General features: G+C 41.6%; 18 protein-coding genes, 1 tRNA gene and 1 pseudogene. 9 read left to right on the forward strand and 11 right to left on the reverse strand.

Annotation, left to right across the window (positions count from 1 at the left end; genetic code table 11):
* Window positions 1–24: 24 nt before the first annotated feature.
* Window positions 25–2,046, forward strand: a complete 2,022-nt coding sequence (locus ACO05P_RS15395) for a T9SS type A sorting domain-containing protein (RefSeq protein WP_421752211.1) — start codon at window positions 25–27, stop codon at window positions 2,044–2,046.
* Here the strand turns inward: ACO05P_RS15395 and ACO05P_RS15400 are convergent, their stop codons facing one another.
* The 4 genes from ACO05P_RS15400 to ACO05P_RS15415 all read right to left on the reverse strand — a co-directional run bounded on the left by ACO05P_RS15400 (window position 2,047) and on the right by ACO05P_RS15415 (window position 9,083).
* Window positions 2,047–4,947: a sensor histidine kinase gene (locus ACO05P_RS15400; RefSeq protein WP_421752213.1), complete on the reverse strand. Its 2,901-nt coding sequence runs from the start codon at window positions 4,945–4,947 to the stop codon at window positions 2,047–2,049. It lies immediately after the preceding gene.
* Window positions 4,947–5,690 carry a LytR/AlgR family response regulator transcription factor gene (locus ACO05P_RS15405; RefSeq protein ID WP_421752215.1) on the reverse strand — a complete coding sequence of 248 codons (744 nt, stop codon included), beginning with the start codon at window positions 5,688–5,690 and terminating at the stop codon, window positions 4,947–4,949. Before ACO05P_RS15405 ends, ACO05P_RS15400 begins: the two co-directional genes overlap by 1 nt.
* A gap of 242 nt (window positions 5,691–5,932) precedes the next feature.
* Window positions 5,933–6,622 (reverse strand): T9SS type A sorting domain-containing protein, encoded by a 690-nt coding sequence (locus tag ACO05P_RS15410; protein WP_421752217.1) that lies wholly within the window; start codon window positions 6,620–6,622, stop codon window positions 5,933–5,935.
* 7 nt (window positions 6,623–6,629) lie between these two features.
* Window positions 6,630–9,083 (reverse strand): hypothetical protein, encoded by a 2,454-nt coding sequence (locus ACO05P_RS15415; protein ID WP_421752219.1) that lies wholly within the window; start codon window positions 9,081–9,083, stop codon window positions 6,630–6,632.
* A gap of 205 nt (window positions 9,084–9,288) precedes the next feature.
* Between ACO05P_RS15415 and ACO05P_RS15420 the strand changes: the two genes are divergently transcribed.
* The 3 genes and pseudogenes from ACO05P_RS15420 to ACO05P_RS15430 form a co-directional block, all read left to right on the forward strand.
* Window positions 9,289–9,687, forward strand: a complete 399-nt coding sequence (locus ACO05P_RS15420) for a hypothetical protein (protein ID WP_421752221.1) — start codon at window positions 9,289–9,291, stop codon at window positions 9,685–9,687.
* A 95-nt stretch (window positions 9,688–9,782) separates the two neighbouring features.
* Complete coding sequence (locus ACO05P_RS15425; RefSeq protein ID WP_421752223.1) at window positions 9,783–10,451, forward strand: hypothetical protein; 669 nt, start codon at window positions 9,783–9,785, stop codon at window positions 10,449–10,451.
* A gap of 609 nt (window positions 10,452–11,060) precedes the next feature.
* Window positions 11,061–12,124 (forward strand): annotated as a pseudogene (locus ACO05P_RS15430) (IS3 family transposase); the annotation flags it as partial.
* A 62-nt stretch (window positions 12,125–12,186) separates the two neighbouring features.
* On the opposite strand, the gene ACO05P_RS15435 reads toward ACO05P_RS15430, so the two are convergent.
* The 4 genes from ACO05P_RS15435 to ACO05P_RS15450 all read right to left on the reverse strand — a co-directional run bounded on the left by ACO05P_RS15435 (window position 12,187) and on the right by ACO05P_RS15450 (window position 14,382).
* The gene (locus ACO05P_RS15435) at window positions 12,187–12,624 is read right to left on the reverse strand and encodes a hypothetical protein (RefSeq protein WP_421752225.1); all 438 of its coding nucleotides are present in this window, start codon (window positions 12,622–12,624) and stop codon (window positions 12,187–12,189) included.
* The gene (locus ACO05P_RS15440; RefSeq protein ID WP_421752227.1) at window positions 12,606–13,076 is read right to left on the reverse strand and encodes a hypothetical protein; all 471 of its coding nucleotides are present in this window, start codon (window positions 13,074–13,076) and stop codon (window positions 12,606–12,608) included. The genes ACO05P_RS15435 and ACO05P_RS15440 overlap by 19 nt, the downstream gene beginning before the upstream one ends.
* A gap of 2 nt (window positions 13,077–13,078) precedes the next feature.
* On the reverse strand, window positions 13,079–13,894 hold the full coding sequence (locus ACO05P_RS15445) for a hypothetical protein (protein ID WP_421752229.1): 816 nt from the start codon (window positions 13,892–13,894) through the stop codon (window positions 13,079–13,081).
* A 415-nt stretch (window positions 13,895–14,309) separates the two neighbouring features.
* Window positions 14,310–14,382: transfer RNA gene (locus tag ACO05P_RS15450), tRNA-Met, on the reverse strand.
* Window positions 14,383–14,468: 86 nt separating this feature from the next.
* Between ACO05P_RS15450 and ACO05P_RS15455 the strand changes: the two genes are divergently transcribed.
* Both ACO05P_RS15455 and era read left to right on the forward strand, forming a co-directional pair.
* Entirely contained in the window at window positions 14,469–16,520 is a 2,052-nt protein-coding gene (locus ACO05P_RS15455) for a hypothetical protein (RefSeq protein WP_421752231.1), read from the forward strand.
* Window positions 16,521–16,561: 41 nt separating this feature from the next.
* Window positions 16,562–17,470: a GTPase Era gene (gene era / locus ACO05P_RS15460; RefSeq protein WP_421752233.1), complete on the forward strand. Its 909-nt coding sequence runs from the start codon at window positions 16,562–16,564 to the stop codon at window positions 17,468–17,470.
* Here era and ACO05P_RS15465 read toward each other — a convergent pair.
* Entirely contained in the window at window positions 17,467–18,024 is a 558-nt protein-coding gene (locus ACO05P_RS15465) for a leucine-rich repeat domain-containing protein (RefSeq protein WP_421752235.1), read from the reverse strand. The two genes, era and ACO05P_RS15465, sit on opposite strands and share 4 nt — an antisense overlap.
* Window positions 17,987–18,928, reverse strand: a complete 942-nt coding sequence (locus tag ACO05P_RS15470; protein ID WP_421752237.1) for a bifunctional riboflavin kinase/FAD synthetase — start codon at window positions 18,926–18,928, stop codon at window positions 17,987–17,989. The genes ACO05P_RS15465 and ACO05P_RS15470 overlap by 38 nt, the downstream gene beginning before the upstream one ends.
* A 166-nt stretch (window positions 18,929–19,094) precedes the next feature.
* On the opposite strand from ACO05P_RS15470, the gene atpD reads away from it, so the two are divergent.
* Window positions 19,095–20,606 (forward strand): F0F1 ATP synthase subunit beta, encoded by a 1,512-nt coding sequence (atpD, locus tag ACO05P_RS15475; RefSeq protein WP_421752238.1) that lies wholly within the window; start codon window positions 19,095–19,097, stop codon window positions 20,604–20,606.
* A gap of 18 nt (window positions 20,607–20,624) precedes the next feature.
* Complete coding sequence (locus tag ACO05P_RS15480) at window positions 20,625–20,915, forward strand: F0F1 ATP synthase subunit epsilon (protein ID WP_421752240.1); 291 nt, start codon at window positions 20,625–20,627, stop codon at window positions 20,913–20,915.
* A gap of 62 nt (window positions 20,916–20,977) precedes the next feature.
* Here the strand turns inward: ACO05P_RS15480 and ACO05P_RS15485 are convergent, their stop codons facing one another.
* On the reverse strand, window positions 20,978–21,388 hold the full coding sequence (locus tag ACO05P_RS15485) for a Rieske (2Fe-2S) protein (protein ID WP_421752242.1): 411 nt from the start codon (window positions 21,386–21,388) through the stop codon (window positions 20,978–20,980).
* Between the two features lie 249 nt (window positions 21,389–21,637).
* On the opposite strand from ACO05P_RS15485, the gene ACO05P_RS15490 reads away from it, so the two are divergent.
* Window positions 21,638–25,354, forward strand: coding sequence for a carboxypeptidase regulatory-like domain-containing protein (locus ACO05P_RS15490; protein ID WP_421752244.1), 3,717 nt, complete (start codon window positions 21,638–21,640; stop codon window positions 25,352–25,354).
* Window positions 25,355–25,369 lie beyond the last annotated feature (15 nt).

Consider the following 25,369-nt stretch of genomic DNA (forward strand, 5'->3'; position numbering starts at 1 on the left):
TCTTTGAATGTGAATTCACAATATGTGAAGTATAATCCTTCAAATGATGGTTTAAGGATTTATGGCTTGGTTAATTATTCAAACCAATATTTAGCTATCACCTTGCATCCTTATTTTTTGAAAATCGATCAAAATTCATTAAACTCCAGCGGCTTTACTGATTTTCAATCAAATTTTAAGGTTGAAAATCTGGCCTCATTAGGTGATACTATTCTTTACGAGTGGAAGCGCTCAAGTTTAAGTCAGTCACGGGTGGTTTCTATTTCTAAAGATGGAGGTGAAACTTGGAGTCTTCACCCCTTTTTACGAAATTATTCAGGGCAACTCCACATTTTTGACTCCCTATTTGTGGTAGATGGGGAATACAACCTGATTCGTTATACTCTTAACGGAGGTAGATCTTATGATAGTTTATCGCTATCGGGTTCTCAGTTATTAGGGGAAGATGATCAAGGTGTATATATTAGAAAGCTGGGTACAGATAGTTTAGTATATATTGAAAGCTCTGGACCTAACCACATTGGAGTTTTAGATAGTAGTCTTGGGACTTTGAGTCATTTACAAAAAAGCGCTGGGCAGTACTTCGTCCTTCAAGATTGGAAAGATCTTATTGAACTTGACAGTAATTTTAATTTTACTCGTCAAATTCATCGGTTTGAGCAAGTGGCTCAAGGAAACTATAAATCTTTTAACAATGGTGATACATTGGTTTATGTGAAAGAAGATTCAGTAGTATTTACTTTAAATGCCGGACAATCATGGCAAAAGAGGAATATTGGGGCTCCTTTGGATCGAAATCGAAAGTGTCTTGCCTTATCGGGTTCGAAAATAGTCTATAGTTATGGTGCAGGAACATTGTTGATTTTCAATTTGAATAATAGCAACATAACTTATAATGGTGTAAATCGATATCCTAATTTATATGGTCTATGTAAAGCGGGTTATCAATTTGCTGGGATCGAACCTGTAAAATTGGAGGGGCCAAATAATAGCCTAGGAATATTTCATAGATTGGATCAAAATGGAAATCTCGTTGACAGTAGTTTGGTTCCTTTTGCGTCCCCTAAGTCAGATCCTCCAATGGCCTTTAAAGATTCGCTAAATGGCGTTTTTGCTGCTCTAGGAAGAACCTATTACACTGGCGATGGGGGAAATTCATGGAATTTCACTTTGGACGTTGATTCCGCTGATTATATAAGACTTAGAAGTTCTAGAGATGGTAGTTGTTATTTCGGATATGGGATAGCGAAAAACGGTTTTTTTATTGCTAGGATCGATGATTTTGGGAACCGTAGTCCATTAAACTTTAGCTTAAATGGAAATGAGAAAATGCAAGACATTATTTTTAGTACATGTGATACAGGCTTGATAGTGACAAATGTCGATTTTTATAAGACTACGGATGGTGGACAAACTTTTCAGTCGATTAATCAAGGTTATGTGCCACTTTGGCGATTTCAGTTTAAGGAGGATAGTATATTACTAGCGGCAGCAAATAAAAACTATTTCTCAAAAGGTCCTATTGGTCCATTTACACCTATAGATAATCAGCCTATATTTAGTAGTCCTTCAAGTAGTAATCCATATTTCTTTTTTAATGCCCATCGAGTCATCAGCTATGATGCAGATGAGAGTAAGTTTAGAATTGCAGATACCCGCTATAACTTTAGCCAGAGTTTGAGTCTACCTGTAGATTATATTTATGATTTTCTGCCTAGTGATTCCGGTGCGGTAGCTATCGGTGCTGGAGGGCAGTTCTATGGGATTCGTGAAGAGGCTTTGTTTCCAGCGGATCTTGCTTTGATTGAAGGGCTGTCATTGCAGCCTGAGATTAAAGTGTATCCAAATCCCAGTAATGGTTATTTGAGCATTGAAGGAGGGGATTTTAAAGAGTATAAGCTCTATAGCCTTAAAGGGTACTTACTGGATTCAGGTTATATAAATGAGCATATTGATATTTCGAAGTTCCAGTCTGGAATTTATATTTTGGAATTGAATGGCTCAGGAGAATCAAGTTCGGTTCGTCGGCTGATTTATCGAGAATAGTTAGGGGCCTTTAAAGGGCAGGAGAAAGCTAATTTTGGTTCCGGGGTAATCAAGGTCCTCGCTAAGAGGACTAATACTAATTAATTCAGTTTCATCTTGATTGTTGAATTGCATTAGCCTTTCCAGAACTAATTGGATGCCTCTGGAAATATGTTTGGAATCTCTTTTTCTTTGGCCCTTCTTCCAGCCCAAGCCATTATCTTCAATACAAACTTGCAGTTGTTCAGGATTTTGAAGTTTAATTCGGAGTTTTAATTTTTTGTCTTTTTCGCGCTTCCTTAACCCATGCCACAAGGCATTTTCAATGAAAGGCTGTAGCATCATGGTGGGGATATATGTTTCTTGAATATTTAGTTTTTCATCTACCTCAATTTGGAATGTTAGTTCGGAATCAAGGCGAACGGACTCCAGTTCAACATATAGCTTCAGGCGTTTGATTTCTTCTTCCAAACTAATCCGATTGTGAAACAAGGACTCTAATTGGAGTTTTAGGAGTTTCGAAATGCCGCTGATATAATGAATGGCCTTGATGTCCTTATATTTTGAGGCAAAGTGTTGCACTGTATTCAATGAGTTGAATAGAAAATGCGGGTTCATCATGGCGGTTAATGAGCGTAGCTCTAAAGCTTTAACCTGCCTAAGGGTATCTCTTTTTTGGGCCTCTTCCTTTCGAACTTGTTTAACGCGCAACAAGGCAATCCATACAACCAGAGCCATGATGGTCAAAGCCACAGCAATTTGAAAATAAATGCTCCTCCAAAAGGGGGCCGCAATTCGAAAGGTATACCTCTTTGCCGGGGAAGCGTCAAAAGGGGAATGGGCCATTCGAATATAGAGCTCGTAAACACCAGGGTGAAGCTTGAATAGCTCCAAAACATCATTGTTCATGGGTAGCCATTGACCACTACTTGTATTGATTTGATAATAGGCGGTAGCTTTGTTGCCGGGCCTTCCTTTTCGCTTTAAATGAAAGCGTAGGTCATTTTGATCATAGTCTAATTCTGAAAGGGATTCACCTTCAATAGGTTGATTTGCTCCAGGAATAATGGAGTAGGAGTCAAGATAGAATTCTGGGTATTGAGCCTTGAGCTTATTCCAATACTTTGTTTTAAGGATACTAAGGCCTTTATTCCCTCCCACCCATAATTGGTCCTCATCCTCATCATAAAATAGATAGTTCACTTCATCTGAAAGTAAACCTGAATGTTTGCCCAGGTAAAGGGTATCCTTGTCGGCAAAGCAAAAGAGTCCGGTTTTAGTACCTGCATAAATCCGATTTTGAGAATCGCTGCAAACGGAGGTGTAAATGGATTTATCTTTTTGAGGGCTTAACTTTTTAAAAATGCCTTCACGAAAAGCATAGAGTCCGATGGAGGAGGCAATGAGTAAATCCCCATTTGGCTTTAAGTGGAGGTCGTTAATGGGAGCCTTCAGTAGTTCGGCAGCAGTATTGGCGATCAAAAAGTCCAAATGATTACGATCTTTCCGATATCGATGGAAGAGATGTAAGCCAGTTTTTGTTGCCACAGCGCTCAGGCCTCCTTTTAAAAGCACAATATCTGTTAACTGCCGTCCGGCAAAACGCGAGACTTTTAAGGTAGAATCCTGGTATTTCTTGAGGACTGCTCCGGCATAACTGCCTGCGTAAATGGTATCTTGATCTGCAGCCAGGCAAGAGGCGGGAATGTTATGAACCCAACTATTCAGAGGGAGTTCGGCTACAAAATAGTCTTCGGGTTTCCCTTTGGAAAGAGCGGTGTAAATTTCACCCGAAGGTAGGCGTAGCACATCATTGCAATAGGGATGAAGGCTTTGTGAATTGCGTACTGGTCTGGCATGGTAGTTCGAGTCGATCAGATCAATACCGGCACCACTAGCCGCGAGGTATTGTTTGGGGCCAATAGCTTGAATGCGATTAATGAAATTGCTTCCCAGCCCAGACTCAACATTGATGTATTTGAATGGCTTATTTAAAACACAGATCAGTCCATCGTAATTTGTTGAGATCCATAGGTTTTGCTGCTTATCGGCATAGAGGTAGTTAACATGTTGGTTGTCCAGCGATAGTTGTCGGGTTTGATTTAGCCATTGACCATTATAGTATTGCATGATTTGCATGCCTTTGCTGGCTATCCAGATATTATTGCGGTCCAAACTACAATAGGCTCGAATTTCATCTGAGAAGGGAAGATTAAGGCTGTCTTTTATGTTTAGTTCCTGATCTAAGAAATAAATCTTTTGATCTAGTATCATGGAGATTAAGCCCGATTGATCTTGATAAAGGGCGGCAAGCTCTTGTCTTTTTCCCTTAAGGGAAGTCAGTTCTTTAAACTGGTCATTCTCAAAGAGGAAGGGTCCGTGATCTGTGCCAATCAATAGGCGATTGGGCCTCAGTTGGATAAGTGAATTTATTCGGGGTTTTAATAAGGGCTCATAGGGAAGGTGAAATGCTTTTCGAAGGGTCCTGTATCGATTGGAAATAAGAATTTCTGTTTCGTGGTAGCTGATTAATGAGGTGTCACCATTTTGAATGCGAATGCAGGTATGACGAGGGGAACCGGAACTAATGGTTTCTACACTTTTACCATTATAGTGCAGTGTTTTAAAAAGTTGGATGTGGCTGAGCCATATGTTTTGATCGTCGAGAACTACGATACCTTCTACCAGGCCTAGTTTGCTCGCTTTTAAGAAATCAGGTACTGTAAACTGATTGCCATCGAAGTAAACTACTCCATTTGCAGTGCTTACCCAGAGTTGCTCCCATTGATCTTCGTCTATGCGATAAATCTCATTACTGGGAAGGCCGTCTTTGAGGTCATAGTTCTCGAAAATAAGAGTAGCCTGGGCCAGACTATTGGAAATAGTGCATAGGGTAATAAAAAGGAGGTAATAGGATTTCATTACATACCCGGCCGAGTGCAAAACTCTTCTAGTTTTCTTTTAAAATCGAGTAGCTTCCTTTTCGCGATGGGTACCTTTTCGCCATTGGTCAAGATTACCGTACTCCCGCCTTCTGTGGTGTAGGAGCTCATATAGTTTAGGTTGATCATATGAGAATTATGCGGTCGAAAGAATAATTCTTGGGGTAGAGCTTTTTCGAATTCCTTCAAAGTTTTAGAGACCAGTCGGTTGCCTTCCTGGCTTAATTTTAAGAGGGTGTAGCATCCATCCGCTTTCAGGCTTACAATTTCGTTGATTGCTAAAATTTCGATGCCATTGGATTTGGGAATTGCAATTCGGTTGCTTTGTTTTTGGGGTCTTAATTTCCTTTCTCTTTTCAGGCTTAAAGCCTTTTGACAAGCTTTTTGGAGTTCATCCGGATCAATGGGTTTGGTGAGGTAGTCCAGGGCAGAGGCTTTAACGGCTTTAATGCCAAAATCACTGAAGGCCGTAACAAAAACCAAGGCCGGTTTAGGCTTTAAAAAACTGACTTTTTCTAAGAATTCAAATCCATCAATATCGGGCATTTTAATATCCAATAAAAGGAGATCAAAATCTTCGAGCATCATTAAGTCCATGGCCTCCTCAGCAGAACTGGCCATGCTAATGGAGTCAATATGAGCTGAACAGAATTGCTCAAGCAGAGAGCGGAGGTTTTCACGCGCAAGGCGCTCATCATCAATAAGCAGGGTTCGTAATTTCATTGAGCCTTTAGTATCAATAACACCATTCAAAATATGCCTTGGTCTTTGAATGAAGAAACAGATATTTATCTGTGGGGCTTCAAATAAAAGCGGAAGTGCTGCTTTATTTCTGGTCCTCCAAAAATTTTACCGATATAAAAATGCTAATTAGATTGGAATTAATCAATTCTGATTCAGAGGAAAATTCCTGATTTTAATAAATCAGAGGGCAGTTTAAATGTCTGCCCTCTGATCTGGATTTATTATTTAATTAGGATGCTTCTGCTAAGCAATCTATCTTCCAATTGAATATTGAAGTAATACATCCCAGGGCTCAGTTGGGAGACATCAAGAATTAAGGTATTGTCTTCCTGAGTGATCTTAAGCTTTACGCTTTGACCTATACTGGAAAACAGTTGAATGTCTTCAGTTTTAAGCTTGGCATATTGGTCTTCTATTTTCAGGAAATCATCCACGGGATTGGGGTAAATACGCAATCGCGATTCCGTTTCTTTTAAGGCCAATTGACTGGCACTTAAAATGAGTTCTTGTTCTTCCTGATTGGATTGATTGAAAGCAATAAGCTCATGGGCAGAGTTAATTTCCAATTGATCCAGGATTAGATCGGATACCTTTAGAAGCTGCCAGGAAACCCCTTGATCATCCGAATAGATAACCCGAGTTTTAGTCATGGCCATATCCAGTCGCAAGACATAAATCCGACCTCCACTTAGCAATACGGATTCTACCGTAAGGAAAGGATCTGCGGCCAGAATTCTGCTGGTCCCATGTTGACTGCTTTGGTACAATCCGGGTTCATCCGTGTTTTTTTGGATGTGATAGGAATTTTCAGCTCCCTGTTGCTGGCCTAAAGCACTGCCCTGGGCAAATGCAAACTGACTTATAATGAGGAATAGGCTCAGGAGTTGTTTTTGTAGTCTATTGGTTTTCATAATTGTCTTATTTGAAATTCACATTAGGCGTGCAATCATTGCAATAGGTATTGTTATTCGTGATATTACCTAGCATATCACCAACATTGCCTGAGCCGGAAACATGGGCGGCTTTATCGCAGGCATCTCCACAACTGAGTATGCCAAGATTGTTATTGATTACATATTCAATAAAGGGGGTGAGGTCAATAATGTGACAACGACTAGGGGCGCTGGGGAGTGTATTTGGCGGCATAGTCCATATCGGACAGTTTTGAGGCCCCTGGGTGAACATTTCCACTTCTTCTAAAATAGGATCAACGAAGTCTTCGCAAGGGGAAGGGTCTTCTGCTAAACAGCGGAATTCATTGTTTTGAATATCACTATGCCAAATAGTTCCATCAGGGTCGGCACAGGTGCACATTCCCAGCCAGGCATGTGGGGTAATGAGGATGTCGGTGTAATTCTGTGTGAAAATAGAGCTGTAAACTCGAGCTACACCACCAGCATAAGCATAGTCGTACCCTGCTCCGGGATCTCTTTTTCCAAGAAGGATACCAAGGCTAGCGTCTCTCAGTACCATTTCATTGGCGGTTAATTGTCCAATAATGCTGAAGTCATTGGAGCAGGCATCCATATGTCCCCAAACTTCGATACCTAACCACTCGCAGTAGCCTAAGCTGGAGCCATCAATAATTAGTTCAGCGCCTCTTTGCACTTCAATTTTACTGCAATTACGCATGATGATTACCGAATTGCTGATATTGAGGGTGGCATTGGTTTCGATTACAATATTGCCATCAAAAACCAAAGTGTCATTTGAGTACTGTGCAGAGTTGCCATTGAAAATGGTGTCCCCAAGGGGGTAATCTGAAGGCTTACTACAGCAGGGTTCAATTTCAATTTCAAAGCTGGCTGTTGCCTGGCATGCGCTATCTGGGCCATAAACGGTAACCTCATAAATGCCTGGGTTTAGCGCCAAGATACTGGAGGTGGATTCGCCGGTACTCCAATGGTAAGTTAAATTGCTGCCGGAGCTAATCGTGCTGAGTTGCATGCCACTTACCGGTAAACAGGGTAGGTCTTCGCCTTCAATGCTAACAGTTACGGCTTCATAAACATCAATGTCGATGGATTTTGAGTCAGTGCATCCGAAAGCATTGGTATAGCTGTATTCAATGCTGTGCGTTCCTGGGCCGGCAAGTCCCGGGTCGAAAACTCCGCTGGCATTAACCCCTGTTCCATTGTAGTTTCCACCCGTTGGCGTAGCGCTTAGGTTTACCGAAGGGTCGGTGATACAAAAACTACCAGCAGGATTGAGTTGAACATTAGGCTTGGGGTTGATAGTGATTTCAACCGTATCCGTACCATAGCAATCGGGTAATACCCAAACTTCAACAATATAGGTTCCGCTTTGATTAACCGTAATTGTTTGGGTTCCTTCGCCAGTATTCCAATGGTAGAGCGCGTTTTGGAAATAGCCAGCATCTAATTGGAAGGAAGCGGGTTCGCAGGCTTCTTGATCCGGACCAAGATCTATTTCCATTGAGTTTACCACTACGGTTACAGTATCCTTAGCCGGGCAGTTAAGCTCCACAAAGTTCCGGGTCACTTCATATTGGGTGGTCACATTAGGGCTTACCGTAATAATAGCGGTATTGCCTTCGGGTTGACCCGTGTTGAGGTTGATCCAAGAATAGGTAGGGGTAAGATTTAAAGAATTGCAAACCCGGCCAATGTCAACGGATTGAGTGGTGTCGCAGATTAGGGTGTCTGGACCTGCGAAGTCGAAATTTTCGATGATTTCAATATCATCTACCGTTGAACCTATGGTAGGGGGTAGGGAATCGGGATTGCGGGTGTAGAGCCAGATATTAGACCAGGCGCTATCCGGATAAAAACAATCCGCGTAAAGCATAAAGCCGCTGGTGTTGGGTTCGAAGCTAAGCAGGTTTTGACTGCCATTAACCGAGGGTCGGGCCCATCCACCTTGATGCAAAGAATTGGTTGGTATAGGAGCGGTGCTGGTTACTTCTACTTCTACCTGGGCAGCTCGAGTAGAGGAGGCCATATAGCTGTTAATGCGTTTCGATTGGAGAGCGACGATATACTGTTTGCCGGGAACTAAAGTGGAGATTCCCTGGGAAAAGCCTTCACTAAACATTTGTTGGCTGGCTGGTCGACCTGATAGATAGGCTGCAACAAATTCCATGGCTGATGGCGAGGAGGTTGAAGCTGTGGTGGCGTGGGGAGTGCCATGCGAATTCCGCCAAGGGGGATAATAATCGTAGGTTGGGACATTCATAGGGCTCCAACATGCAGCAGAAGGATTGCTCGAGCAGGGTGGTTGACTAGTCCAACTTAGTTCGCCATTGGTGACGAGATTGTCGCATTGGCCCCAGGTGGGTATAGAAAATAGTAGCAGGGCAACTGCTACTATTCCCTCAAAGAGAATTCTTCCAGGGGGTAAAAGTGCTTTCATAATGTTCGTATATGATTTGCACTTAAGATCCGTTCTTAGACTAAGCTTAGGAAGATGAAATAAGCAGATGGGAGGGATGGGTAAATGAGTGGGCGATGGATTGAGCTAAATGGGAATGGGGTTTTAAAGAAATTGAAATGATGAGCTTTAAGTCAATAGAATTAGCACTATTTTTAGGTGTGGTGCGTTAATTTTTAGGATGAGGATGAAATTTTTTTTCCTGCTACTGGCTCCTGTTTTACTTTATGGTCAAGAGGGTGATGAGTTCTTTCGGGTTCGGGATTTTATATTGGACTCGGTGCAGGTTTCTAATGCCCTCAGTTTTATTCAAGGAAGAGATGACAGCATAGGTTTGATGTCTGATTCGCCGTTTTTTGGAGATGGTAGTGACTTTAAGGTGGGGCGTGTTAGAGTAAGTCTCTTTCGAGGAGGTCAATATTTGTATAGTGCGGTTAGTCTTGGGAGATATCGTGAAGAGGAGATAGCTGAATTGTATCAAATGTGTGAGAAAGGTGATTCTCTCCTTATTGAGGATATTACAGTTTATTATAAGTGCAAGCGTGCCTTTAAAATTGGTGAACCGGTTTCAGTTGTTTTAAGATGAGGTTTTTACTTCGGATCAAGCTTTGTGTTTTGTTTTTAACAATGGTTAGTGTTTGCTCAGGGCAGAGTAGGTCTCCCGAAATTCGTATTCAAGCCATGTCAAGAGTGGAATCCGTAGTGCATATTCTGAATGCGGAAATTAAGCTCCACTCTTCGGGTAAATTCTATTTGCTCAAAGAATTGCAAAGTTTGGGACCGGACTCTATCTTTAATCTGGCTCTAAGGAAGGAGCATATTCCTTATGAGGATCTGTGGCAGAAGCAGGAGTCAGGGACAATTATTGATACTCTAAGTTTAGCATTAGTCGATTCATTTCTAAATTCTCTGGAAGCGAAACCACTTAGTTTTAATTCCTATCTGGATTCTATGGCTTATCAAAGTTTCGTGGTAGATAGTATTCATAAGCTATGGCAATTGAAAGAGGAGGGAAGTTTGTTGCCAGAAGCATATAAAAGGGACCCCTATAAGTTTGAACAATTGCTTTTAAGGCCTGAATTTGAATTTACCCAATTAATAATGGTAGGGATTCTAAGTCCGGGCTTTGGGGATACCCTTCGGTTGGAGTCCAGGAGTAAATTGAACTTTATGCTTCCTTGGCAATTGGAAACGGAGGTTTATTATAATCCATCCATTAGTCGAAGTTTATTTGCGCTATTGAAAGCTTTGAATGCCTATCCAAACCGTCAAGTTCTCTCTGGAAGAGGAACTCTGATTTATAATTATCCAGAATATTATGCGAGTCAATTTCTTGCTAAGGAAAATTAGACTTGGTTGAAATAATGTTCTTTGACACGGTTATTTTTTACTGAAAATGGAAAACCATAATCATTAATCTCGGTCTAATCTTAAAGGTGTGTCTCTTGGAGATATACTTAAGCTCTGGAGCTCAAGCTTAAAATGAAAAAAGCCTCAGAGCTGTTGCTCTAAGGCTTTTCTAGTAGCGGGGGTCAGATTTGAAAATCAAGGAAAATCGCTCTGTATCTCGCATTCTGCCGTTTGTATTTTATTTCAAATTTTCCTGTATTTGTGTAGGTCAATCTATTGATTTAATGATTTCCTCGTACGTTCTACCGCTCCATTTCCCCTCCGTCTGAACAGTTTGATAGATACTTTCTTTTTTATCTATAAAGTCTTTAAATTGATAATTACCATCATATTCTATGTTGATCAAGCCTTTGGTGTTTATAAAATCTCTAAATACATTTCTTATCGAACCGGCAGGCTTACCTTTTGAAAAGTTGTAGTTGACGAATATTATATCGCAATGAAAAATATTTACTACTCTTTTAATTATGGGGTGATCAAATTGTAAGCTTCCCTTAAAACCGAACTGTTTAAAAGTAGAGGAATAGGATTAATTTTAAACAGTCGATTATGAGAAAGAGTAAGTTTTCGCCAGAGAAGATTGCCAGGGTCTTGAAAGAGTTTGATCAAGGTAGAAGTGCACAGGAATTGAGCCGAGAGTACGGGGTTAGTACCGCAACGTTTTACAAATGGCGAGAGCGTTATGCTGGCATGAGTGGAAAGGAGTTAAAGCGTATAAAGGATCTTGAAGAGGAAAACAGGAAGCTTAAGCAGATGTACGCGAACCTGGCCCTAGATCATCAACTAGCTAAAGAGATTATTGAAAAAAAGCTTTAAAGCCCTGCCGTAAGAGAGAGATTGGTCAGGAAATATCTAGACGCTACGGTATTAGCAGGGCATGCCGTGTATTAAACCTCAGTAAAAGCGTGTATTACTATCAAGCCCAAGCAAAGGATGATCGTGAGCTGGAAGAAGCATTACTGACGAAAGCAAAAGAACATTCTGAGGAAGGCTTTTGGAACGCCTATCACCGCTTACGTAATGAAGGCAAGACTTGGAACCACAAACGACTACATCGTGTTTATGTGGCTTTAAAACTACCTTTAAGACGAAAGGTTAAGAAGCGATTACCCGCTCGGGTAAAAGAACCGTTAGTGGTGCCTGATAGGCCGAATCAGACCTGGAGTATGGACTTTGTACATGATGTACTAGAAAACAAGCGCAAGTTTCGTGCATTCACGGTAATTGATGACTACAATCGAGAAGCACTACATATCGAAGTAGATTTCTCACTTCCATCAAACAGAGTAGTATATGTGCTTAATCATTTAATCAATCGCAGGGGTAAACCCGATGTGATCCGAATGGACAATGGGCCCGAGTTCATTGCTGAGCTCACTAAATCATGGAGCGTCATTCATGAAATAGAATTTAGATATATCCAACCCGGCAAACCCACACAGAACGCTTTTATAGAGCGATTTAATGGAAGCTACCGCCGAGGAGTGCTGGACAAATATATTTTTGAAGATATCCATCAGGTAAGGGAGCAAACAGAAAAGTGGATGCATGACTATAACAACTTTAAACCTCATGATTCATTAGGAAATATACCGCCTAGGGTATACGCCAAACGCAACCACCCCGAGGGTACCCTCGGGGTGGTTGAAAACAATACTATCTTTGGAAAAGTCAATTAACTAATGGTTCGGATCAGGGGAAGCTTACAAAATAAATAGTTGGCACAACCATTTTTAAGGTAGATGTTTGAGTGAAAAAATATTGGAGTTGATTGGACTTTCAATTTGATATTTGGAAGTCCTTTGTTCTTTTCTTTTTTTTCTGCGAGGCATTTTTCCCAAGTGTCTATTAGTCTTCCAACCTTAATAAACGCAAAACCGCAATACCTTTTCCTTTGCGCCGTCTTTAGAATTGTTTTTTTGGCTTCATCAACGCCGCAGCAGGATACTCGAATACATGATTTTCGATTATGCTCCTTTATTGAGGGGATAATTAAGGTTGTAGGTATTTTGAGTAGTTGATCTTCCTCCTTGAAATCTCCAGGGAGTAAAATAGACCTGCAAATAATGTCTGTATTCTCAATTTGGCACCACTCTATTTGGTTTTCTCCCATACAAATTTGCTGCTATCTAAGAACTGTTCGACAATTAATTGTACTTGATTTTCTAAATCAATAATTGAATATTCTTTGTCCACAAGGATTTCTTTATTCTCGAAAGTGATAGAGTAGGAATCATTGCCTATCTCTACTGATAGCTCACTTCCTTCGTGACTAACCCAATTAAATGATATGGTGCCCCAACTGGAAGGCTCAATCGCGGTATTCAAGTTGCGGCGTATATGAGTGAGAACTTCAGTTGTGAGGTTTGAGACAAGTGATTTAGAGTTTAATATTACTTCCTCATCAAACAGGTCAATGTCTTGATAAGATTCTTTGTAAAATTTAATTAGTCGATTAATTTCGTCATTCACGATTATCTTATCAATCCCTTCAGCTCTGTAATTAATTGTATAAGGTTGGGAGTAGTAAAGCGAGTTTATATCAGTGTTGAAGTCTAGTTCCATATTTAGCTATTCAGATGAATTATTTCGATTAGTGACTTATGAAGTATGTCATTAAGAATAGATTTGTTGTAGTCGTGAGCCTGTTCAAAGAAGTCGTCAAATTTTTTTTCTTCAATGGATTTTTCAATGCTTCTTGTTTTTGAACTAATTCTTGTTCCTGAGTGCGAAACTTTTAATTCTCCCAATTCTTTTGAAAAGGAAATATTCAAATTGTCTCGAATTTCACGATTTGATTCAAGTTCACCACTTGTGTCAATAATTAATTGAGCTTTATCTCTTGACATCAACTTTCTGGGGAAATATTCACTATTGGGATTTATACCCTCACTGATACTAAAATCATCAACGTTCCCTTTCCATTTAAACCTGTCTCGATAGACTAAAGTGTAACTGCCAATTGGATAGTGTAAATTATAAATTGATGCTAGCTCAAGGCAAATAGCTTTAAACTGCTCGATTACAATATTCCAATTATCATAGTATGTAGTGACAAATGTTAAATTGCAGGCATCAAGACCCCAGTTTTCTAGCACGACACCCTGAGCAATTTTAATTTTGTTGTTGGTTTCTTCTCCAGAGTTTTGGAGGAATTGAACTCCAATAATATTGCTATGATGTTCATGGGAAACTTGGGTTTGTTTTTTAAACTCTCCCTTGATTTCATGCTGATACCTTATTGCCATTTTGCTACCAGGTAGGTTTTTTAGTTCTACCTCAGCAATATTTCCTTCAGTATTAAATTGACCTAATAAATTCACAGAAAGCAAGACTTCCTCTATAGCGTGATTTTCATGGATAGGTATAAACATTAACTGCATTTGATGTGGATTTGAAAGGTAATAAAATACCGTCTTAAAGAAGCGTTAAATCTCCTTTATCATTTCTTGGCAAAAAACTATGGATGTAAAAGTGCCCTGCGTTATCGTCAGGATTTTCAAGTTATTGTGAATCATTGTCTTGTGCTGATGGGTGATAGCTACAGATTCAAACTGACGTAATTAGAGTCCAACTTGTAAGAATTGTGGTAAGAACTGATTTCAAAAGAAACTAATTCCTTTGGTGGCTTAGAATTGATTTTCTTTCTCACAACTGTTTTTTTAATGATAGTGGAAAACCATAATCATTAATCTTGGTCTAATCTTAAAGGTGTGTCTCTTGGAGATATACTTAAGCTCTGGAGCTCAAGCTTAAAATGAAAAAAGCCTCAGAACAGTTGCTCTAAGGCTTTCCTAGTAGCGGGGGCCAGACTCGAACTGACGACCTTTGGGTTATGAGCCCAACGAGCTACCAACTGCTCCACCCCGCGATATGTTGTTTCCCTATTGGGGCGGCAAATATAAAAGCTTTTTGGGAACTGACAAAAAGATTATTGAATTCTATTAATTTAGTGGCATGGCCAGATACCTGATCGTCCTTTTACTATGCCTGGGATGGGCTGGAAATCCGCTCCTTGCGCAGGGAAGACCTTATACTGCAGAGTTCTGGGAAAAAAATTGGCGCGACTGGCCTCGCCCGCGTTTTGATTATCGAGTCGACTCCTTTGTAGCCGTAGAAAATATTATTCAGAGGGAGTATTTTAATAGTGGCTCGGATGTGAGTGGTGAGCGGTACTTTCACTATGCTCGTTTTCAATACCCCGACCAACAATCGATTGAGGATTGGTCGAAACTCCTTTTCCAATTGCCGAATTATGAAATTCTGAAGGATATCGATTTTCGTATTTGGGAAGAGGATATTCTGGTTTATGAAGCCCGAACCGCTAGTATACGCAATCAGTTTTTAGATAGTTTGGTGGCTGACCCACATAGTGGTAAGCTCTTCGCCTTTGCCTTGCGTTTCCCCGAATTAAGACCTGGTCAGGTGGTGGAGGTAATGATAAGTCTGGAAGGAGCTCCCTTGCCTTATAATCTGAGTTTTAATGAGGCTTATCCTATAAAAGAATCTGTTCAGCGAATAAAGGTCTTATCCGCTTATCCTTTGCAGTTTGATTTATCGGACGGAATTGAACAAAGTGAGGAACGGATTTACGAGAATAACTTTTACAGCTTTAAGGCTCAAAACTGCAAAGCACTCAATATGGAGCGTGGCTTAACTACCGTTCCCGCTGAGCTGCCTTCCGTTTGGTTGGATTGGAAGGATCAAATCTTTGTTTACGATCGAGAGGAGAGTCGTTCCTGGTCGAGGATTATAAACCATATGTTTTATCAGGGGGATGTGCAGGATTATGCGGTATATCGAAATACGCTCGATCAAGAATTTGGTCTGCAGCAATATTATGGTTCCTGGATTCGCCCAGTGCGCTATTTCCACGAACGATCCTTAAGTCTATCCAATAATGAGGCTTATGCTGCGGGTAGGTGGCGGCTTTCCCGAGCTTATGCCGAGCGATGGATTGCCATTGAAGATCAGCTGCGATCCATTGTGGAGGAGAACGCAGTACCCAATTGGCAAGAAGCGATAAATATCATTTACCAGGCCCAACAAACAACCGCTCGGGCTTATCTAAGGACCATGCCAGTTTACCCTCCGGTTTTTACGGACTATGGATTGTTTTGTTCGCATTATGAAGCCTTGTTTCAATATTTCAAAATTGAGCATCGCTTGGCATTGTTTTATCCCAAACGCAGTGGGAGCCCAGGCCTGGATTTTCCATCACCCTGGCCAGCTTATGCCCGAGGTTTGGCGTATCGGCTTTCGCCTGAATCGGATTGGCAATTTGTTTTCCCGGGTCCCTATTTAGGGCAGTTTTTTTATCCAGGGAACATCCCACCGGATTTTTCGGAAGGAAGGGCATTATTATTTAAGCGGGGAGAGGAAGATCAGCCGGAGTGGGCTAAATTGAAAAGAGTAAACCCTTCGCAGCATGGTTTTGAGGAAAGGATTAGACTAAAAGTTTCCAATCCGGGTGAACGCCTGGTCCTGCGCGATAGCTTGAAATTGAAGGGTGCTTTTCAATCTATTTTGGCTTCTGCTTATTTGCGAAGCGATTCTGCCCAAGATCAGTTGGGCTTTACAAACTATCAGTTATTGCACAATGCCTTGTTAAATGACTCACTTAAAATTGAAAAAACAAAGTTGATGGATTGGCAGGATACTTTAAATCTGGAGATCGATCTTAAAAAGGCTTTGATCTTAAAGAATGCACCGGCTTACGATCGGGACTTTGCCGTTCCCATGGTTTTTTCGGCTAAATGGCATTGGGAGTTTGAAGGCTTAGATAGCTTAGATCTACAATTGCCTTTCCCTGAAACTGAAGATAACCCGGTATTTAAATGGCACTGGGAACAAAAAACAGAGGGCGATAGGTCTTATTTAAGTTTGAATTTAGATTTGAAGCAATGCTATATAGATAAGTCGGAATTAGCTTTTTACCTTGATTTATATAATCGCTTGATGTCGGAGGCGGCAATTGAGATTCGCCTGAACAGGGCTAATCATCTTTAAAGCTCCTTCATAGTTTCCGCTGAAAGACTTAGACTACCTTTGTGGCTTCATTAATATCCCAATTTGGCATGAAGCATAAGGCTGGCTACGTAAATATTATCGGTAACCCTAATGTGGGAAAATCTACTTTGCTAAATGCCTTATTGGGTGAGCAATTGTCTATTACTACGCCCAAAGCGCAGACTACCCGTCATCGGATTTTGGGCTTTTTAAACGGGGAAGATTACCAAATCGTTTTTTCCGATACACCTGGAATAATCAAGCCTGCCTATACCTTGCAGGAACGCATGATGGATTTTGTGCACTCTAGCTTCGAAGATGCAGATGTGTTTCTTTATTTGGTGGAGCCTGGGATACGTTCCTTGAAAGATGAAAAGGTCTATGAGAAGTTAAAGAAGGTTCAAGAGCCGGTTTTTATTATTCTCAATAAAATTGATATGATCGATCAAGATCGTCTGGAAGAAGAAGTGGAGTATTGGCATTCTGAGTTTCCGGATGCCGCTATTTTACCAATGTCTGCCTTAAATCAGTTTAACACCGATGTTCTTATCGATCGGCTAAAGGACCTCTTACCCGAAAGCCCACCCTATTATGATAAGGAGGATTTAAGTGATCGCAATGAGCGTTTCTTTGTCGAAGAAATGGTACGCGAGCAAATCCTGTTTAACTATGCCAAAGAAATTCCCTACGCGGTAGAAGTAGAGGTAGAAGAATTTAAAGAGGAGGAAGAGATTATCCGAATTCGCGCCAATATCTATGTGGAGCGCAACACCCAAAAGGGAATTTTGGTAGGAGCTAAAGGCAGTATGATCAAGAAAACCGGTACTGGAGCCCGGAAGAAAATGGAGTCCTTTTTTAAGAAGAAGGTGTTCCTGGATTTGTTTGTGAAAGTGCGAAAAGACTGGCGTAGTAATGATCGCGACTTAAACCGCTTTGGTTATAAGTCTTAGTCGCAATCGCAACCCCAGGTTGATTCAATTTCCCATTCCGGGGCGCATTCATAAAGCCATTCCAGATCACGGGTTCCAAGGAAATTTCGGCGTACGTCGATTCTTTTTAAAGTTGGGTGCTGGCAAAGCTCAGGGCTGATGTATTTGATTTCGCAGTCCCAAAGATCCAGCCATTCCAATTGACTAAGTCTCAATACTCCGGAATTCAGACTGTCTATCGGGTTTTGGTCCAAATGCAATTCCTTCAAATGCTTGCATTGCTGCAATACTTGAGGCAGGTGCTTAAATTGATTGCTGGATAAATGCAGCACTTCCAAATCTTTAAAAAGGCCAAACCAAGTAGGTAGGGAGTCTAATTCATTTTTGGAAAGATCCAATTCTTTGATCTGAAGGCAATCTTTTAATTCAGCCGGAAGGCTAGCTAAATCGCAACGGCTTAAGTCGAGTGTTTCGATAGAGGAGCGATTGCTGTCCGCCAGAAACCGTTTCAATCTGGATTGCCCTTCCGCCGAAAGGCTAAAGATGAGCAAGCACAGCGCGAGCAGCTTTTTCATCAACTTGTAATTGAGCTTTCAGAGCTTCGGGGCCATTAAACTTCATTTCGTGACGCAAGCATTTGTGGAAATGCAGGCTGAGTTCTTGTCCATAGAGATCTTCATCGAAATCAAAAATATGGGCCTCGATGGTTTGGAACTTTCCGCCAAAGGTGGGGCGAATGCCGATATTACACATGGCTTTTTGCGGAGCTTTTTCACTTTGATTGGGAAAGCTTACCGTGATGGCATAAACACCATTAGCCGGAACAATTTTGTAGCTGTCTTTTATCCGAATATTAGCTGTGGGGAAACCAATGGTGTGACCGATGTGCTCACCCTCAACTACCTTTCCGGTTAAAGGGAAAGGGTATTCCAGGTATTCATTGGCAACTTCAATAGTACCTTCTTCAATCGCTTTGCGAATCTTGGTGCTGCTTACGGTAGTGTCTTGAATGTCCTGGGCTGGAATTTCCTCTACCTCAAAGCCATATAAGGGACCGTATTCTTTAAGGTGTTCAAAGCTTCCTTCGCGATTTCTACCAAAATGATGGTCGTATCCAATAACCAGTTTTTTAGCGCCAATTTGATTGACCAGAATATTGCGCACAAAGTCTAAGGAACTGGTACGAGAGAATTCGGTAGTAAAGGGATGTATTATTAGGTGGTCAAGGCCGGTAGATTTAAGCAGTTCAATTTTCTCGGTTTGGGAATTAATCAACTTTAAATCGAGATCCGGTTGTAAAACCATCCTTGGATGCGGAAAGAAGGTGAGGAGTACACTTTCGCCCCCAATTGTATGGGCAATATTGTTGAGTTGAGCCAGGATTTTGCGATGACCATGATGAACGCCGTCGAAAGTACCGGTTGTGACTACCGCTTTCTCCAGTTTTTGAAAGTCATCGATCGAATAGTAAACCTTCAAATTTTCAGTGTTTTAGAACGTGTAGAGAGGGGCTTTGCCTCCCTGTTAGTTACCTGTTCAAAATTAGCCAAATTAAATTTCCAACCAGCTTCTGTTAATTAATATAAAATGGACTAATTTTGCCCGCAAATTAAGACAAAGGCTCTCGCCTCAAAAATTGTAACTCATGTCTCAAGTAGTTGGAAAAATTGCTCAGATCATCGGACCGGTAGTTGACGTGTACTTCGACACCACCAATGCTGAGCTTCCTAAGATTTACGATGCACTTCATGTAGTTCGTCCTGACGGAACTCGTTTGGTTTTGGAAACCCAGCAACACATCGGTGAAGATACCGTACGTGCTATCGCTATGGATTCTACCGACGGTATGCAACGCGGTCAGGAAGTAAAAGCTACCGGAAGTCCTATTAAGATGCCTGCAGGTGAAGGTATTCGTGGTCGTTTATTTAATGTGATTGGAGAGGCCATCGACGGATTGGAGCAATTGCCCACCGAAACTGGTTTACCTATTCACCGTGAAGCACCAAAATTCGAAGATCTTTCTACAGCTACTGAGATTCTTTTCACCGGTATTAAGGTAATTGACTTGATCGAGCCTTATGCAAAAGGTGGTAAAATTGGTTTGTTCGGTGGTGCCGGTGTAGGTAAAACCGTATTGATCCAGGAATTGATTAACAACATTGCCAAAGGCCATGGTGGTCTTTCGGTATTCGCCGGAGTAGGTGAGCGTACTCGTGAGGGTAATGACCTTTTACGTGAGATGCTCGAGTCTGGTATTATTAAATATGGCGAAGGCTTTAACGAGTCTATGGAAAACGGTGGCTGGGACCTGAGCAAGGTGAGCCCCGAGGAAATGAAAGAATCCAAAGCATCCTTCGTATTCGGTCAGATGAATGAGCCTCCCGGTGCCCGTGCCCGTGTAGCCCTTTCTGGTTTGACCCTTGCTGAGTACTATCGTGATGGTGAAGGTGATGGCGCTGGTCGTGATATCCTTTTCTTCGTAGATAATATCTTCCGCTTTACTCAGGCTGGTTCTGAGGTATCGGCACTTTTAGGACGTATGCCATCTGCGGTAGGTTATCAACCTACTTTGGCTACTGAGATGGGGGCCATGCAGGAACGTATTACATCTACAAAAAACGGATCTATTACTTCCGTACAGGCGGTTTATGTGCCTGCGGATGACTTAACTGACCCGGCTCCTGCAACTACCTTTGCTCACTTGGATGCTACTACTGTATTGTCTCGTAAATTGGCTGCCTTGGGTATTTACCCTGCGGTAGATCCACTGGACTCTACTTCACGAATTTTGGCTCCTGAAATTATTGGAGATGAGCACTACAATTGTGCCCAACGCGTGAAAGCCATCTTACAGCGTTATAAAGAATTACAAGATATCATCGCTATCCTTGGTATGGACGAATTGTCTGAAGAGGATAAGATGATCGTAGCACGTGCCCGTAAGGTTCAGCGTTTCTTGTCTCAGCCTTTCCACGTGGCAGAGCAGTTTACTGGTATCCCTGGAGTATTTGTAGGCATCGAAGACACCATCAAAGGATTTAACATGATCATGGATGGTGAGATGGATGAATATCCTGAAGCAGCTTTCAACTTGAAAGGTACGATCGAAGAAGTGCGTGAAGCTGGTGAGAAGATGTTAGCCGAAGCTCAGGCCTAATCTTACTAAGCACAAGACATGACTTTAGAAATCATCACTCCCGAATCTAAAATCTTTGAAGGCGAAGCTGATGCCGTGCGTTTGCCCGGTAAAGAAGGTCTCTTTCAGATTTTAAATGGACACGCCCCTATGATTAGCACCTTGCGTGCAGGAGAAGTGAAGATCGATATTCCCACTTCTTCTAAAACTATCGATGGCTTACACGGTACTATCGAAACCGATAAAAGCAACGATAAGGTTTTGCGTATGCAAGTGAAAGGTGGCGTTGTTGAAGTGCAAAAAGATCGTGTGATTTTATTAGCGGATTAATATCCACACACACCTTACTATATAGAGAACCCTGGTTTAGCAATAAATCAGGGTTTTTTGTTTTAGTTCCGAACCCGAATTACCGCCCCATCGAAAGTACAACGGTATTCTACCATGGATATAGTGGCGTTTTCTCCCGGGGAACCGTCAAAGAGTAAATATTTCTCGCCATGACAGGGACATTCGGCAAAAACGCGGTCATCACTTAGCTCCAACTGTGAGCAATCTTCAGAATAATGTTTGGGGCAAGCACGATCAAAAGCCGCAAAGTCATCGACCTGATTATTGCCATAACGACGGAATATTATTAAGCCTCGATAACCACCATTAAAGTATATCGCACCACCAGGGCTTTGCAGCTCAATATTAGAAGGATTATTCAAATAGATATACTGATCAAAACTAACCAGCGGAAAATCCCTCTGTTGGTTTTTTTTACATGCGGAGGCAACCGATAAAAAAATCAGGGTCAAAAGAAGTGAAAGGCACTTGTTCTGGAACACGGAATGAAGCATTTCTGCAAAATAACTCTGAATCAACGTTAAAATTTTATGGCCTATGAACTTATTCTTAAAATAATGTTAACACTTAAGGGTTCATTTTCAAGAAATTATTAGAAAACACACTGATACCTCGGATTTTGGGCTTTGTCGCCGACCACGTTTTAACTTATATTTACGGCCTTTTAAATCCAGGAGGGATCTTAATAACCGAAAAATAGTATGGGAAAGAAAATACTCTTACTGCTATTCGTCACTTTTAGCACCGTTGCATTTGCGCAACAACGCCCAGGTTCTTTAAAAGGAACAGTGACAGAAGCCAGCACTGGCGAAACTATACCACTTGCCAATATTTCAATCAAAGATGGAGCAGGTTCGTATGTAACCGGAGGGTCAACTGATTTCGACGGGAAATACAATATTAACCCAGTTTCTCCCGGAACCTACACCGTTGAAGTGAGTTTCATGGGTTTTGCGACCATTACTTTAAAAGGGGTGTTAATTTCCCCTAACTCAGCAACCTTGCAAGATTTTAAAATGCAGCCTTCGAATCAAATTTTGGAGGAAGTTGTTATTGAGTATGAAGCACCTTTGATCGATAAGACCAAAGCTTCTAAAGTAACTACCGCTGAGGACATTCAGAATATGGCGGTTCGTGATATTACCTCTGTAGCTGGTCAGGCTGCAGGTGTAACTCAGGATGCCAACGGTAACACCAGTATTCGTGGTGCTCGTGGAGAAGGTACTGTTTACTTTATTGACGGGGTTAAAGTGCGTGGTAATGTGGGAATTCCACAGGCGGCAATTGCACAGACTGAGGTAATTACCGGTGGTCTTCCTGCTCAATATGGTGATGCGATTGGTGGGGTAATTAACACTACTACTCGCGGACCTTCCAGTGAGTTCTTCGGAACCGCGGAGATCTTAACCTCTTTGCCATTTAAATACATGACCAAGGCGGATGGAACTCCTATCCTCGATGGTCAGAACTATAACTTAGGAGCCTTTACTTTAGGTGGCCCTATTTGGAAGCGCAAGCGTACCACTGCTACTGGTGCTGAGCGTCAAGAAACTGTGATCGGTTTCTTATTCAGTTCAGAGTTCCAGTATGTTGAAGAGCCTCGTCCCGTTCCTTCTGATATCCCATACATTCAGTTGGATCCCGAAGTATTGGCTAGCCTTGAGCAGAATCCTATTAGTATGGATCCAGGTGGTCGTGCTATTAATATCAACTCCGAGTTTGTTACTGAGGATGACCTTAGTAATATTTGGCAACGTCCCAACTCTTATACTAATAACCTGCGTTTAAGTGGTAACATTCAGTTCAAAACTACTGAGACCACTACTTTAACCTTAGGAGGTCGATTAGTATACAGCGATGATATGTCTTCCAGCTATGCTAGTCATATTTTCAACTATAAGAATAACATGCGTTCAATCAACTCAGATTGGCAGGCTTACTTGCGTTTCCAACAAACTTTCAGAAACCCTGAAGAAAAAGAGGGCGAAAGCAATTTGATCCGTAACGCATATTATACTGTGCAGGTAGACTACACTCGTACTTTTGGTGAAACCATGGACGAAGTACACGGAAAGAACTTCTTCAACTACGGTTATACTGGTAAGTATGATGTTCAAACTACTCCGGCTTATGTATACGGAACCGATACCACTACCGGTCTTAGCGGCTACCGTTATGTAGGTGATTTCGATGCAGGAATCAATTACACCCCCGGTGGTTTAAATCCTATCCGCGATAATTACATTAGCTCTTTCTTCGATATTGCTGCCGATAATCCTGGCATCAACAGTCGTACTTTGGATGATGTTCTTGGATATGGAATGCCCATCAATGGCTTTAACCCTCGTAGTGTATATGGTCTTTGGACCAATGTGGGTTCACAGCAAGGTGGATACAATGTAGGTCGTACCAGCCAGTTCCGTGTAACTGCTTCTACCAACTTTGATATCAAAGACCACTCACTGATTTTAGGTTTCGAATATGAGCAGCGTATTGACCGCGCTTATGGTTTAGGTGCTCAGGGACTTTGGACTCGTATGCGCTTATTGCAAAACCAACCTAACTCTCAGTTAGATATTGCGAATCCAATTCCGGTTTATGACCAATTCGGAAACTATCAAGATACTATTAACTACAATTACGCTTACAACCCACAAGATGCTTCTCAGTTCTCAGAGGAAGTTCGTCGGGCTCTAGGTTTAAACCCTTACGGAGTTGAGCAAATCAACATCGATAACATGGATCCAAGTACTTTCTCTTTGGATATGTTCTCGGCTGATGAATTAATCAACCCTAACGGTGCGGCCAGTGTAAGTTATTACGGATACGATTATACCGGAAATATTCAGGATGGTAACCCTAGTATTTCTGAGTTCTTTACGGCTCGTGATGAAAATGGTCGTTATACTCGTCCGGTTGCACCTTTCCAGCCTATTTATATTGCTGGTTATGTTCAGGATCAGTTTACTTTCCGTGATCTTACTTTCAACGTAGGTATCCGGGTTGACCGTTTTGATATGAACCAGGATGTGCTTCGTGATCCTTATGTATTATATCCTTATTATACTGTAAGTGATTTACCAAGTTCACCTCTTTCTGAAGATGCATTGAGCAGTGTGCCTGCTTCTGTAGGTCAAGACTATGCGGTTTACGTAAGTGACTTCGACTACACCAAAGCAAAAATTGTGGGTTACCGTAGTGGCGATCAGTTCTACAATGAGAATGGTGAGCCATTGAGTGATCCTGGCGTATTGTCTGATGCAGCTGGTGGTGGTATTAAGCCATTCCTGGTAAGTCCTCCCGGAGACGGAACTTCTACTGGTGGTGATATTCCATCTGAGTCTTTCGTAGATTACGATCCTCAGGTTGTAGTTATGCCCCGTGTAGCTTTCAACTTCCCAATTACCGATGAGGCTATCTTCATCTTCCACTATGATGTATTAGCTCAGCGTCCAACTACCGGCTTATCTCGTTTGGATCCGTTTTCTTACTTAGGTCTTACTTACCTGCGTAATGGTGGAGTGTTGAACAATCCAAACTTGTTGCCACAACGTACTACCGAATACGAAATGGCATTTAAGCAAATGCTTTCTAAGAAGTCTGCTTTGAAATTGGCTGCCTTCTATCGTGAGTTACGTGATTTACTTCAAGCAGTGAACTATCCAGAAGCTTACCCTATTACTTATGTAGCTTATGGTAACCGTGACTTTGGTACTGTAAAAGGATTTACTCTTGAATACGAATTACGTCGTACTAAGAACTTTAAGATTGATGCAAACTACACCTTGCAGTTTGCCAGTGGTACTGGCTCCAGTGCTACTACCGGTGCTAACCTGGCTCGTGTAGGTGCTGCATCTCTGCGTACTCTTTTACCATTCGACTACGATAACCGTCACCAGATTTTGGTACGTTTTGACTGGCGTTATGGCCGTGGTTTACAATACGATGGCCCTAAAATCAATGGTAAGAACATTTTGGAAAACTTCGGTGTGAACATTACTTGTAATGCTCTTTCCGGACGTCCTTATACTCGTCGTGATCGCGCTTATGCTGTTACTGCATCAGCTTCATCTTCGGCACAAACTGCAGGTCAGATCAACGGTTCTCGCTTACCATGGCAAGTGAACTTTGATGCCCGTATCAACAAGACTTTCATGTTGGATAAGAAGGGTAATAAGAGCCTTGATGTATACCTCCAGATTTTGAACCTTTTGGATACTCGTAACATTGTTTCCGTATATCCTTTCACCGGCAGTCCTGATGATGATGGTTTCCTTGCTTCTCAAGCAGGTCAAGCTCAGATTCAAGGTCAGATTAGTGAGCAAGCTTACGTTGATTTGTACAACCGTCGTATGGCGAGTCCTTTCAACTACTCATTGCCTCGTCGTTTCCGCTTAGGAATTGCCTATAACTTCTAGATCAGAAATAAGTAA

Source organism: Croceimicrobium sp., from assembly GCF_965228705.1.
GTDB lineage: Bacteria > Bacteroidota > Bacteroidia > Flavobacteriales > Schleiferiaceae > Croceimicrobium.

What these genes read in the sequence shown, in the direction of transcription:
- ACO05P_RS15400 (WP_421752213.1), bottom strand. Translation starts at nt 4,947, where the DNA reads ATGAAATCCTATTACCTCCTTTTTATTACCCTATGCACTATTTCCAAT.
- ACO05P_RS15405 (WP_421752215.1), bottom strand. Translation starts at nt 5,690, where the DNA reads ATGAAATTACGAACCCTGCTTATTGATGATGAGCGCCTTGCGCGTGAA.
- ACO05P_RS15410 (WP_421752217.1), bottom strand. Translation starts at nt 6,622, where the DNA reads ATGAAAACCAATAGACTACAAAAACAACTCCTGAGCCTATTCCTCATT.
- ACO05P_RS15415 (WP_421752219.1), bottom strand. Translation starts at nt 9,083, where the DNA reads ATGAAAGCACTTTTACCCCCTGGAAGAATTCTCTTTGAGGGAATAGTA.
- ACO05P_RS15420 (WP_421752221.1), top strand. Translation starts at nt 9,289, where the DNA reads ATGAAATTTTTTTTCCTGCTACTGGCTCCTGTTTTACTTTATGGTCAA.
- ACO05P_RS15425 (WP_421752223.1), top strand. Translation starts at nt 9,783, where the DNA reads ATGTCAAGAGTGGAATCCGTAGTGCATATTCTGAATGCGGAAATTAAG.
- ACO05P_RS15435 (WP_421752225.1), bottom strand. Translation starts at nt 12,624, where the DNA reads ATGGGAGAAAACCAAATAGAGTGGTGCCAAATTGAGAATACAGACATT.
- ACO05P_RS15440 (WP_421752227.1), bottom strand. Translation starts at nt 13,076, where the DNA reads ATGGAACTAGACTTCAACACTGATATAAACTCGCTTTACTACTCCCAA.
- ACO05P_RS15445 (WP_421752229.1), bottom strand. Translation starts at nt 13,894, where the DNA reads ATGCAGTTAATGTTTATACCTATCCATGAAAATCACGCTATAGAGGAA.
- ACO05P_RS15455 (WP_421752231.1), top strand. Translation starts at nt 14,469, where the DNA reads ATGGCCAGATACCTGATCGTCCTTTTACTATGCCTGGGATGGGCTGGA.
- ACO05P_RS15465 (WP_421752235.1), bottom strand. Translation starts at nt 18,024, where the DNA reads ATGAAAAAGCTGCTCGCGCTGTGCTTGCTCATCTTTAGCCTTTCGGCG.
- atpD (WP_421752238.1), top strand. Translation starts at nt 19,095, where the DNA reads ATGTCTCAAGTAGTTGGAAAAATTGCTCAGATCATCGGACCGGTAGTT.
- ACO05P_RS15480 (WP_421752240.1), top strand. Translation starts at nt 20,625, where the DNA reads ATGACTTTAGAAATCATCACTCCCGAATCTAAAATCTTTGAAGGCGAA.
- ACO05P_RS15490 (WP_421752244.1), top strand. Translation starts at nt 21,638, where the DNA reads ATGGGAAAGAAAATACTCTTACTGCTATTCGTCACTTTTAGCACCGTT.